The organism is Kitasatospora sp. NPDC058218, assembly GCF_042882445.1.
Taxonomy (GTDB): Bacteria; Actinomycetota; Actinomycetes; order Streptomycetales; family Streptomycetaceae; genus Kitasatospora.
Window position 1 is genome coordinate 15,779 of record NZ_JBHVWC010000027.1, and the last position, 11,557, is coordinate 27,335.

Consider the following 11,557-nt stretch of genomic DNA (forward strand, 5'->3'; position numbering starts at 1 on the left):
GGCGCAAACCGGCCTCACCCGATCGGGTCAAGCACGCCGCCAGGCTGACGCCGACGGCCCAACGGCGCCCGGCGTCCTCGGCCTGGGCGGCTCTCCCGCCCCGGGACCGGGCCCCACCGCAGGACCGGACCTCACGCCGGGGGCAGGCCGGCCAGGACGGCGAGGGCGCCGGCCCCACCGGCCGCGAGCAGGGTGAGCACCACACCCCTGCGGGCCGCGACCAGCCAGAGCAGCGCGCCCGCCAGCACCCCCCACTGCCAGCCCCGGCCGAGCGCGGCGGCGAGCGGCACGGCCGAACCCGCGATGGCGCCGATCACCGCCGGCCCGGCACCGGTGAGGAAGTCCTGCACCCGCCGGTCCGCCCGGAGCCGGTCGAAGTGCCGGGCCCCCAGGAGGACGAAGAGGAACGACGGCGCGAAGGCCACCGCCGCAGCCAGCAGCCCGCCGCCGACCCCGGCGGCCGCGTAGCCGACCGCCGCGACGGTGTGCACCACCGGCCCGGGGGTGACCTGGCCGAGGGCCACGGCGTTGAGGAACTGACCGTCCGTCATCCAGTGGTAGCGGTGCACCGCGTCGGCCTGCATCAGCGGGATGATCACGAAGCCGCCCCCGTAGGAGAGCGCCCCCACCTTGAACGCCACCCAGGCCACCGCGCCGAGCCCGGCGAGCCCGCCGGCCACCGGCAGCACGGGCAGCGCGGCGGCCGGCGGCAGCGGGGCGCGGCGCCCGCCATCGCCATCGCCGTCACCGTCGCCGCCCCGCGCCCGCGCCCGGACGGCGATCTCGGCCAGGCCCGCGGCGACCAGGACCAGCACCAGCCACGGCCCGGTGAGGATCGCCGCGACCGCGCCCGCGAGGGCGTACCCGGCCCAGCGCGCCCGGGCGCGGCTCCCCCGGCCCGCGCGGGCGAAGCTCCCGGGGATCAGCGAGGTGGCCGCCTGCACCGCCACCGCCGGGACCGCGGCACCGGCCCCCGCGGCCGCGCCGAGCACCCAGAGCGGCGGGTGGCCGGCCAGGAAGAACGCCGACAGGGCGAGGATCAGCACCAGCCCGGGCGCGATGAAGCAGAAGCCGCCGACCAGCGCCCCGGGCGCCCCCCGCAGTCGCCACGCGGTGAGGACGGCCAGCTGGGTGGAGGCCGGGCCGGGCAGCAGGTTGGTCGCCGCGATGCCGTCCTCGAACTCGTCCGGCTCCAGCCAGCGGCGCTGTTCCACGCAGAGCCTGCGGAGCAGCAGGATGTGCGCGGGCGGCCCGCCGAACCCGAGCAGCCCGATCCGGCCCCACTGCGCGGCGATCGTGTCGAGGCCGACCCGCCCGGTCCATTCCATCCTGCGTCTCCCCTGCTCAGTGGCGGCGCGACGATACCGGACGGGGGTTACGGCGCGGCAATGACAACGGTCTCCAGTGCAGCCTTTGGATCTTCTTTCGATCTGCGGTTCACTTCGACTGCAGGCAGGTGCGTCCCTGTCTGTCCCCACCCCCATGCGTCCAGGAAAGGACTTCGATGGCCGGGCACGAGCACTCCCACGATGATCATGCGCATGACCATCGGCACGCCGCCGGCGGGCACGGCGCGCACGGGCACGGGCACGGCGGGCACTCCCACGGCGTGGCCGCCGACGCCGACCGCCGCTGGCTGGTGAGCGCCCTCGCGCTGATCGTGGTGTTCATGGCCGGCGAGGTGGTGGTCGGCTTCGCCGCGTCGTCGCTGGCGCTGATCTCCGACGCGGCGCACATGCTCACCGACGCCGCCTCGATCGTGCTCGCCCTGGTGGCGATGCGGCTGTCCGCCCGCCCGGCCCGCGGCGGGTACACCTACGGGCTCAAGCGCGCCGAGATCCTCTCCGCCCAGGCCAACGGCGTCACCCTGCTGATCCTCTCGGCCTGGCTGGGCTACGAGTCCGTCGCCCGGCTGATCGACCCGCCGGACGTGGCCGGTTCGCTGGTGCTGGTCACCGCGCTGGTCGGGATCGTGGTCAACCTGGCCGCCGCCTGGTGCATGTCGAAGGCCAACCGCAGTTCGCTCAACGTCGAGGGCGCCTTCCAGCACGTGGTCACCGACCTGTACGCCTTCATCGCCACGGCGGTGGCCGGCGCGGTGATGCTGGCCACCGGCTTCGCCCGGGCCGACGCGATCGCCTCGCTGATCGTGGTGGCGCTGATGCTGAAGGCCGGCATCGGCCTGGTCCGCGCCTCCGGGCGGATCTTCCTGGAGGCCGCCCCGGCCGGCGTCGACCCGGACGCGGTGGCGGACCGGCTGGTCGCCCAGCCCCTGGTGGAGGAGATCCACGACCTGCACATCTGGGAGATCACCTCGGGCCAGCCCGCGCTGTCGGCGCACATCCTGGTCACCCCGGGCGGTGACTGCCACGCCGTCCGCCGGGAGTTGCAGCGCCGACTGGCGAAGGAGTACGCGATCACCCACAGCACCCTCCAGGTCGACCACGTCGGCGAGGACGACGCGGGCGCGCTGCTGCAGATCACCACCCCGGCCGGTGAGCTCCCCGAGCACTGCGCCGACTCGCACGGTCCGGTCCACCGCGCCGGCCCCCACGAACACTGAAACCGGCGGGCTGTCGGCCGGGTACGGCATGATCTGAGACGTGACCGCACCGCGACTGATGCTGCTCGACTCCGCCAGCCTGTACTTCCGGGCCTACTACGGCGTGCCGGACACCCTGCGCTCCCCGCAGGGTGAGCCGGTCAACGCCGTCCGGGGCCTGCTGGACTTCATCGCCCGGCTGGTCCAGGACCACCGGCCCGACCGACTGGTCGCCTGCATGGACGCCGACTGGCGCCCGCAGTGGCGGGTCGACCTCATCCCCTCCTACAAGACGCACCGGGTCGCCGAGGCGGCCGTGGACGGCGAGGAGGAGGTGCCGGACACGCTCGCCCCGCAGGTGCCGGTGATCGAGCAGGTCCTGGACGCCCTCGGCATCGCCCGGGTCGGCTCCCCCGGCTACGAGGCGGACGACGTGATCGGCACCCTCACCGCCCGGGCCGAGGGCCCGGTGCAGATCGTCACCGGGGACCGCGACCTCTTCCAGCTGGTCGACGACGCCCGCGCGATCACCGTGCTGTACCCCGTCAAGGGGATGGGGAACCTCCAGGTCACCGACGACGCGCTGCTGCTGGAGAAGTACGGCGTGCGCGGCGCCCAGTACGCCGACATGGCCGCCCTGCGCGGGGACCCGAGCGACGGCCTGCCCGGCGTCAAGGGGGTCGGCGAGAAGACGGCCGCCCAGCTGATCAACGAGTACGGCGACCTCGCGGCCATCCGGGCCGCCGCCCTCGACATCCGCTCGAAGCTCACCCCGGCCCGCCGGCGCAACATCGTCGAGGGCGCGGCCTACCTGGACGTCGCCCCGACGGTGGTCCGGGTCGCCGAGGACGCGCCGCTGCCGGCCTTCGACCCGGCGCTGCCGCGCGAGCCGCTGGACCCGATGACCCTGGAGGAGCTGTCCGCGCGCTGGGGCCTCGGCACGTCGCTGGAGCGGGTCCTGGCCGTCCTGGCCGGCTGACGGACGCGGGGCGCGGGAAGGACGCGAAGGGGGCCCGTCGTCGCGACGACGGGCCCCCTTCGCTCGGCTGTCGCCGTCAGCCCACCGAGGAGTAGGCGATGATGCCGCGGCGCAGGCCGTCCACCGCCTTGCGGGCCGTGCGGCGCAGTTCGGCGTCCTCACCGGCGGCGTCCTGGATCTGGCCGAGCACGTCGATCAGCTGCTTGGTCCAGCGGACGAAGTCGCCGGCCGGCATGTCGGCGTCGCGCAGCACCGAGTCCAGGCTGTGGCCGAGGGCCCAGCGGTAGGCGGCCCAGGCGAAGCCGACGTCCGGCTCGCGCTGGCCGACGCCCTCGGCGGTGTTGATCCGGTGCTGCTCCTCCAGGGCGTCCAGGTGACCCCAGATCCGGACCATCTGGCCGAGCGCCTCCTTCGCGCCGCCCTCGGGCACCCGGGGGGCGGCGGCGTCGTCGGACTGCCGGGCCTCGTAGACCAGGGCCGAGGCGCAGGCGGCGAGTTCGGCGGCGGCCAGACCGCTCCAGACGCCCTCGCGGATGCACTCGGAGGCGAGCAGGTCCAGCTCGCCGTAGAGCCGGCCGAGCCGCTTGCCGTCGTCGGTGACGGTGTCGCCCTGCAGGTAGCCGAGGTCGGTGAGCAGGCCGCAGACCCGGTCGAAGGTGCGGGCGATGGTGTGCGTCCGGGAGCGCATCCTGCGCTCCAGGAGCTCGGTGTCGCGGTGCAGCCGGTGGTAGCGCTCGGCCCAGCGGGCGTGGTCCTCGCGCTCGTCGCAGCCGTGGCAGGGGTGCTGGCGCAGGACGGCGCGCAGCCGGGTGATCTCCGGGTCGTCGGCGGCGGCCGCGCGGCCCTTGCGGAACCGCTCGGGCTCCAGGTGGCCCGCCTTGGTGCGCAGCGCGGAGGCGAGGTCACGCCGGGACTGCGGGCTGCGCGGGTTGAAGGACTTGGGGATGCGCACCCGCTCGATGGCGGCGACCGGGTGCGGGAAGTCGATCATCGCGAGCCGCTTGACCTGCCGTTCGGCGGTGAGCACCACCGGGCGCGGGCCGTCCTGGAAGTCGGGGTGGCGCGCGCCGACCCGGCCGTTCCGGCTGACCGGCGGCAGGCCCGGGTCGAGGACGAGCGCGAGACCGGCGAACTTGCCGGTGGGGACGTGGATGACGTCGCCCGGCTTGAGGTGCTCGATGGACTCGACGGCGGCCGCCCGACGCTGGCTGCTGCCCTCGCGGGCGAGGTCGTTCTCGCGGTCCTTGAGCTGCCGGCGCAGCTCCATGTACTCGTCGAAGTCGCCCAGGTGGCAGGTCATGGACGCGCGGTAGCCGTCCAGGCCCTCCTCGTTGCGCTGGACCTGGCGGGCGATGCCGACCACCGAGCGGTCCGCCTGGAACTGCGCGAAGGACGTCTCCAGCAGCTCGCGGGAACGGTGCCGGCCGAACTGCGAGACCAGGTTGACGGCCATGTTGTAGGACGGTCGGAAGGAGGACTTCAGCGGGTAGGTCCGGGTGCCGGCCAGGCCGGCCAGCGCCTCCGGGTCCAGCCCGCGCTGCCAGAGCACCACGGCGTGGCCCTCGATGTCGATGCCGCGCCGGCCGGCCCGGCCGGTGAGCTGGGTGTACTCGCCGGGGGTGATGTCGGCGTGCGTCTCGCCGTTCCACTTGACCAGCTTCTCCATGACCACCGACCGGGCGGGCATGTTGATGCCGAGCGCCAGCGTCTCGGTCGCGAAGACGGCCTTGACCAGGCCCTTCACGAAGAGCTCCTCGACCACCTCCTTGAACCGCGGCAGCATCCCCGCGTGGTGGGCGGCGATGCCGCGCTCCAGCCCGTCGAGCCACTCGAAGTAGCCGAGGACGTGCAGGTCCTCGTCGGGGATGTCGGCGCAGCGCTCCTCGACGAAGGCCCGCACCTGGGCCCGGTCCTCGTCCTTGTTGAGCCGCAGGCCGGAGCTGAGGCACTGCTGGACGGCGGCCTCGCAGCCGGCCCGGCTGAAGATGAAGGTGATCGCGGGGAGCAGGCCCTCGGCGTCGAGCCGGTCGATGACGTCGACCCGGCCCGGCGTCCAGACCTTGCCCGGGCGGCCGTTGGGCATCGAGCGCCCCCGGCCGCGGCCGAACCGGTCGCGGGGGTTGCGGTCGAGCTCGGAGCGGGCGAGCCGGACCAGCTCGGGGTTGACGGCCTTGGCCGGGTTGCGCGGGGCGTCCTTGGGGCGGCCGTCGCGGTCCGGGTTGGCGAACAGGTCGTACATCCGGTTGCCGGCCATGACGTGCTGCCACAGCGGGACCGGGCGGTGCTCGGAGACGATCACCCTGGTGCCGCCGCGCACGGTGTCCAGCCAGTCGCCGAACTCCTCGGCGTTGGAGACGGTCGCGGAGAGCGAGGCCAGCACGACCGACTCGGGGAGGTGGATGATGACCTCCTCCCAGACGGCGCCGCGGAAGCGGTCGGCGAGGTAGTGCACCTCGTCCATCACCACGTAGCCGAGGCCGTCGAGCGCGGAGGAGCCGGCGTAGAGCATGTTGCGCAGCACCTCGGTGGTCATCACCACCACGGGGGCGTCCCCGTTGACGCTGTTGTCACCGGTGAGCAGGCCGACCTTGGCGGCGCCGTAGCGCTTGACCAAGTCCCCGTACTTCTGGTTGGAGAGGGCCTTGATGGGCGTGGTGTAGAAGCACTTGCGCCCGGCCTGGAGGGCGAGGTGCACGGCGAACTCGCCGACGATCGTCTTGCCGGAGCCGGTGGGCGCGGCGACCAGGACGCCCTCGCCGTCCTCCAGGGCCCGGCAGGCCTCCAGCTGGAAGTCGTCCAGCGGGAAGTCGTAGAGCTGCTGGAAGCCGTACAGGGCGGTGGCCTGCTCCTTGGCCCGGCGGCGGAAGGCCGCGTACGCCTCGGCGGGGCTGAGCTCCCGGTCGTCGGGCTGCTCGGGCTCAGGGGTGTTCATCGCCGTCCGGGTGTGATTGGTGTGATCTCGCATCTCAGCGAGAGGTTACCCGGGAGGACTGACATCGATAGCACCGATTTTCCGCGCCACCGGATCGGTTCTCTCTCACATCCATAGTTGCAAATGTCTTCAAGCAGCCACGAAGCGGCCATCTTCGAACGTCTCCGGTCATCCGCGGTGCCGCGCCGTCCGGCCTCCCTACATTCGGTCCCACAGCCACCACGCAGGGGAGTCCCCCGCTCACAGGAGGAGAAGACGATGGCGAACCTGGAGACCTCGCTCAAGGAGGCCATGGGCATCGAGGGCGCGATCGGCGTGGCCCTGGTCGACTACGGCAGCGGCATGGCGCTCGGCACCCTCGGCGAGGGCGGCGAACTGGACCTCAACGTCGCCGCCGCCGGCAACACCGACGTGGTCCGGGCCAAGATGCGGGCCATGGAGCTGCTCAACCTCCACGACAACGAGATCGAGGACATCCTGGTCAGCCTCACCAGCCAGTACCACCTGCTCCGGCCGCTCACCATGCCGAACGGCCGGGGGCTCTTCCTCTTCCTGGCGCTCAACCGCGCCCGCGCCAACCTGGCGATGGCCCGCCACCAGCTCAAGCGGATCGAGGTCGCGCTGGAGATCTGACCGGGCCGGGGCACCAGGGAAAGGAGCGCTGTGGCGGTCGCGCTGTACCAGGCCAAGGCCGAGTTCTTCCGGATGCTCGGCCACCCCGTCCGGATCCGGGTGCTGGAGCTGCTGCAGGCCGGACCGACGCCCGTCCGCGACCTGCTGGCCGAGCTGGCGATCGAACCGTCCAGCCTCTCCCAGCAGCTCGCCGTGCTGCGCCGGTCCGGCATCGTCACCGCCACCCGGGAGGGCAGCACGGTGGTGTACGCGCTGTCCGGGACGGAGGTCGCCGACCTGCTGCGGACCGCCCGGCGGATCCTCACCGGGCTGATCGCCGAGCAGAACGCGCTGCTCGCCGAACTGCGCGCCGGCGCCGACTGACACCGTGTCGGGACATGACCATCTCCCGCACCCGCCTGGCCGCCGCACTCGCGCTCACCGGCACCGGCCCGGCAGAACGGCGCCGACCGACACCCGGCCCGGCAGAACGGCGGCACCGGCCGGGGCCTCGCGCGGCGGCCGCCCCGGCTACGACCCGCCCTACCGCCCCTCGGACAGCACCTCCGCCAGGCCCGCCGCCAACGTCCGGTACTCGTGCGGCCGGTTGTACAGCTGCGCGCTGATCCGCAGCACCCCGCCGCCCGGCCAGGCGCGCACCACCGTCCGGACGGCGTGCCGCTGCCAGAGCCGGGCCATCAGCCCGCGGGCCTCGTCCTCGGTCCCGCCCCGGCCCGGGGGCAGCCGCAGCGCGCGCATCGAGACCCCCGGCTCGGCCGGCAGCGGCGTCAGGCCGAGGTGCTCCGCGAGCACCTCCAGGCCGTGCGCGGCGAGCTCCTCGTTGTGCCGGCGGACCAGGTCGGCGCCGAGCCCGCGCAGCAGGTCGAAACCGGCCGGGGCGGCCAGCCAGGGCGTGTAGTCGCAGGTGCCGCGCCACTCCACGTTCCCCGGGAAGCCCCGGTCGTGCTCCCAGGAGAGGGCGAGCGGGCGGACCTTGCCGGTCCACTCCGGGCGGACGGCCAGGACGCCGGTGGCGCGCGGGGCGAAGGCCCACTTGTGCAGGTTGCCGAACCAGAAGTCGGCCTCGCCCTCGACCGGCGCGGCCAGCATCCCGGGGGCGTGGGCGCCGTCCACCACGGTGGTCACCCCGCGCTCGCGCAGGGCGGCGAGCAGGGCCGGGCCGGCGATCCGGCGCGCGGTGGGCGAGCTGATCTGGTCGAGCACCGCGAGCACCGTGCGCCCGCCGGCCGCGGCGAGCACGGCGTCCCGGGCGGCCTCCTCGTCGGGGGTGTCCAGCGGCAGTCGGACGGTGTCGACCTCGGCCCCGACCTCCCCGGCCCGCCGCCGCACCGCCTGCGTCACGGCCCCGTAGCCGTGATCGGTGACCAGGATCCGGTCGCCGGCCGCGAGCGGGACGCTGTCCAGGGCGATCGCGACCGCCTCGGTCGCGTTGGCGACCAGGGCGAGCCCGGCCGGGTCGGTGCCCAGTTCGGCGGCGAGCCGGGCCCGGGCGGCGGCGACCCGGCCGGGCAGGTCCGCGAAGAAGCCGTCCGGGTCGCGCTCCTGTTCGACCCGGAACCGCTCCTGCAGCCGCTGGACCGGGACGGGCACCGCGCCGTACGACCCGTGGTTGAGGTGGACCGCCGCCCGGTCCAGGGTGAACAGCTCGTCCGTACCGGGCAGTGGCGCCGGGGGTTCGACGGTCCGCAGGTCCTCGATCACTTCGCCTCCATGGGGAAGATCATAGGTGATGTGTGACATTTCACATGACCCAGCACTGGTCCAGGGCGGTACCGCGCGGCGAACATCGGGCGGTGACCATCACCGACCCCTTCCTCAACCTCAGCGCCCGTACCGGCCGCTTCGGCTACGGCGCCCCGCGCGCGATCACCCTCAGCGAGGACGGTACCCGGCTGCTGCTGCTCCGCTCGACCGGCCCGGAGGACCGGGTCGACCGGCTCCACCTGCTCGACCTCGCCACCGGCGAGGAGCGCCTGGTCGCCGACCCCGCCGCCCTCGCCCCCGACCGCACCGGCGACCGGGACGACCTGCCCGCCGTCGAGCGCCGGCTGCGCGAACGGACCAGGCTGACCGCCGCCGGCATCGGCACCTTCGCGGCCACCGCGGACCTCGCGGTCGCCGTCTTCGCCCTGGACGGGCGGCTGTTCCGCGCCGACACCACCGCCGGCACCTGCGCCGAACTCCCCGTGGCCGGACCGGCCTTCGACCCCCGGCCCGACCCGGCCGGCCACCGCGTCGCCTACGTCGCCGACGACGCCCTGCACGTCACCCCCGGCCACCCGCCGCTGAGCCCCGCCGACGGCGCCCGCTGGGGCGTCGCCGAGTTCGCCGCCGCCGAGGAGCTGGGCCGCGCCCGCGGTCACTGGTGGCGCCCGGACGGCGGCGCGCTGCTGGCCACCAGGGTCGACGAGTCCGCCCTGCCCCGGAAGCACTTCGCCGACCCGGCCCGCCCGGACGACCAGCCCGAGGACTTCGCCTATCCGCAGGCCGGCGGGCCCAACGCCGACGTCCAGCTCTGGGTCCTGGGCCTGGACGGCAGCCGGACCCGACTGAGCTGGGACGCCGAGGCGTTCCCCTACCTCTGCGCCGCCGAGTGGGCCGACGCCGGTGAGGTCCTGCTCACCGTCGCCGACCGCCTGCAGCAGAACATCCTGCTGCTCACCGCCGACCCGACCACCGGCGCCACCCGCGAACTCTCCCGCACCACCGACGAGTTCTGGGTGGACGACCTGCCCGGCACCCCCGCCCGACTGGCCGACGGCCGGCTGCTCACCGTCCACGACACCCCCGCGGCGCGCGGCCTGGCGCTGGACGGCAAGCCGCTGGACACATCCGGCCTGCAGATCCGCCGGGTGGTCGGACGACTGCGCGGCAAGCTGCTCTGCGAGACCGGCCAGGGCGACCCGGCCGACCAGTACGTCCACCTGGTCGACCCCGACGGCGGCGCGCCCGAGCTGGTCAGCTCCGGCCCCGGCGTCCACTCCGCGCTGGCCTCCGCCGACACCCTGCTGCTCGTCTCGGCCGGCCCCGAGGGCGTGCGCCGCCGGGTGACCGGCCCCTCGGGCGAGGCGGTGCTCACCGACCTGTCCGCCGCGCTGCCCTACCGGGTCGAGCCGAGGCTCGCCCGGGTGACCGAGCACGGCCTGCCCACCGCCGTGGTGTACCCGCGCGGCCACCGGTCCGGCCGGCGGCTGCCCGTCCTGCTCGACGTCTACGGCGGGCCCGGCTTCCAGGCCGTGGCGAACGAGCCGCGCCGCTGGCAGCTCCGCCAGTGGTGGGCCGACCAGGGCTTCGCGGTCGTCACCACCGACAACCGGGGCACCCCGTTCGTCTCCCCCACCTTCACCCGGGCGATCTTCCGCCGCTTCTCCGAGGCCGCGCTGGACGACCAGGTGGCCGCGCTGCACGCGCTCGCCGAGAAGCACCCCGACCTCGACCTCGGCCGGGTGGGCGTGCGCGGCTGGTCCTACGGCGGGTACTTCGCCGCGCTCGCCGTCCTGCGCCGACCGGACGTCTTCCACGCCGCCTGCGCGGGCGCGCCGCCCACCGACTTCCGCCGGTACGACACCGCCTACACCGAGCGCTACCTCGACCTGCCGCAGCACAACCCCGAGGGCTACGCGGCGGACTGCCTGATCGACGACGCGCCGTCGCTCACCCGGCCGCTGCTGCTGATCCACGGCCTGGCCGACGACAACGTGCACCCGTCGCACACCCTGCTGCTCTCGCAGGCGCTCACCCGGGCGGGCCGCCCGCACAGCGTGCTGCCGCTGCCCGGCGTCACCCACATGACCCCGGACGGCGTGAACGAGCAGGTGACGACGGCCGAACTGGCCTTCCTGCGCGGCGCCCTGTCGGGGTGATCCGTTGTGGCGGGCGCCGGTGCCTGCCAGACTCCCGCCGGGACCGACGTCCATCCGGGCGCCGGGCCGGACGGGGAGGATCAGACGGATGAGGATCAGCAGACCGGGCCCGGTCTCGCAGCGGCAGTGGACTCCGGTGACCGTGGTCAACGGCGGGCTCGCCTTCGCGCTGGAGCTGGGGCTGCTCGCCGCGCTCTGCTACTGGGGCTTCAGGACCGGCTCCGGCCCGTTCACCCGGGCACTGCTCGGGCTGGGCGCGCCGGTCCTCGCGGCGATCACCTGGGGGCTGTTCCTGGCCGCGGGCGGCCCGACCGTACGGCTGCCGCTGCCCGCGGAGATCGCCCTCAAACTGGCGGTCTTCGCCATCGGCGCGCTGGCCCTGAACGCCGCCGGCCGCCCCGCCCTGGGGCTGGTGTTCGGGGTCCTGGCATTGATCAGCGTGACCGTGGAGTACACCACGGGCTGACCGAACGCCGGCCCACCAGCGCCGCACGACCGCTCAGGTCGTGCGGCGCTCTGCGTTTCGCCCCTGTCCAGCGTCTTCCGTGTGACCCATGACATGTGAAATATTACCTGCGCTCCACCGACTGTTGCCCGACTCCCCCGAC

At 74.3% G+C, this 11,557-nt stretch carries 9 protein-coding genes; 6 read left to right on the forward strand and 3 right to left on the reverse strand.

Translation table 11 applies throughout. The annotated features are described in order from the left end of the window. Positions 1 to 131: 131 nt before the first annotated feature. Positions 132 to 1,328, reverse strand: coding sequence for a chromate efflux transporter (chrA, locus tag ACFVYI_RS18700; RefSeq protein WP_387886714.1), 1,197 nt, complete (start codon positions 1,326 to 1,328; stop codon positions 132 to 134). A 176-nt stretch (positions 1,329 to 1,504) separates the two neighbouring features. On the opposite strand from chrA, the gene ACFVYI_RS18705 reads away from it, so the two are divergent. Further along, positions 1,505 to 2,563, forward strand: coding sequence for a cation diffusion facilitator family transporter (locus tag ACFVYI_RS18705; protein WP_387886716.1), 1,059 nt, complete (start codon positions 1,505 to 1,507; stop codon positions 2,561 to 2,563). Positions 2,564 to 2,621: 58 nt separating this feature from the next. Further along, complete coding sequence (locus ACFVYI_RS18710; RefSeq protein ID WP_387886869.1) at positions 2,622 to 3,521, forward strand: 5'-3' exonuclease H3TH domain-containing protein; 900 nt, start codon at positions 2,622 to 2,624, stop codon at positions 3,519 to 3,521. 76 nt (positions 3,522 to 3,597) lie between these two features. Here the strand turns inward: ACFVYI_RS18710 and ACFVYI_RS18715 are convergent, their stop codons facing one another. Next, positions 3,598 to 6,453 carry a DEAD/DEAH box helicase gene (locus ACFVYI_RS18715; protein WP_387886717.1) on the reverse strand — a complete coding sequence of 952 codons (2,856 nt, stop codon included), beginning with the start codon at positions 6,451 to 6,453 and terminating at the stop codon, positions 3,598 to 3,600. Positions 6,454 to 6,711: 258 nt separating this feature from the next. On the opposite strand from ACFVYI_RS18715, the gene ACFVYI_RS18720 reads away from it, so the two are divergent. Both ACFVYI_RS18720 and ACFVYI_RS18725 read left to right on the forward strand, forming a co-directional pair. Beyond that, positions 6,712 to 7,086, forward strand: coding sequence for a hypothetical protein (locus tag ACFVYI_RS18720; RefSeq protein ID WP_387886719.1), 375 nt, complete (start codon positions 6,712 to 6,714; stop codon positions 7,084 to 7,086). A gap of 30 nt (positions 7,087 to 7,116) precedes the next feature. After that, a complete protein-coding gene (locus tag ACFVYI_RS18725) occupies positions 7,117 to 7,449 on the forward strand; it encodes an ArsR/SmtB family transcription factor (protein ID WP_387886721.1) in 333 nt (110 codons plus the stop codon). Positions 7,450 to 7,608: 159 nt separating this feature from the next. Here the strand turns inward: ACFVYI_RS18725 and ACFVYI_RS18730 are convergent, their stop codons facing one another. Beyond that, on the reverse strand, positions 7,609 to 8,787 hold the full coding sequence (locus ACFVYI_RS18730; protein ID WP_387886723.1) for an aminotransferase class V-fold PLP-dependent enzyme: 1,179 nt from the start codon (positions 8,785 to 8,787) through the stop codon (positions 7,609 to 7,611). A gap of 92 nt (positions 8,788 to 8,879) precedes the next feature. On the opposite strand from ACFVYI_RS18730, the gene ACFVYI_RS18735 reads away from it, so the two are divergent. Continuing rightward, positions 8,880 to 10,949, forward strand: coding sequence for a prolyl oligopeptidase family serine peptidase (locus ACFVYI_RS18735; RefSeq protein WP_387886725.1), 2,070 nt, complete (start codon positions 8,880 to 8,882; stop codon positions 10,947 to 10,949). An 88-nt stretch (positions 10,950 to 11,037) separates the two neighbouring features. Next, the gene (locus ACFVYI_RS18740; RefSeq protein WP_387886727.1) at positions 11,038 to 11,415 is read left to right on the forward strand and encodes a YrdB family protein; all 378 of its coding nucleotides are present in this window, start codon (positions 11,038 to 11,040) and stop codon (positions 11,413 to 11,415) included. Positions 11,416 to 11,557 lie beyond the last annotated feature (142 nt).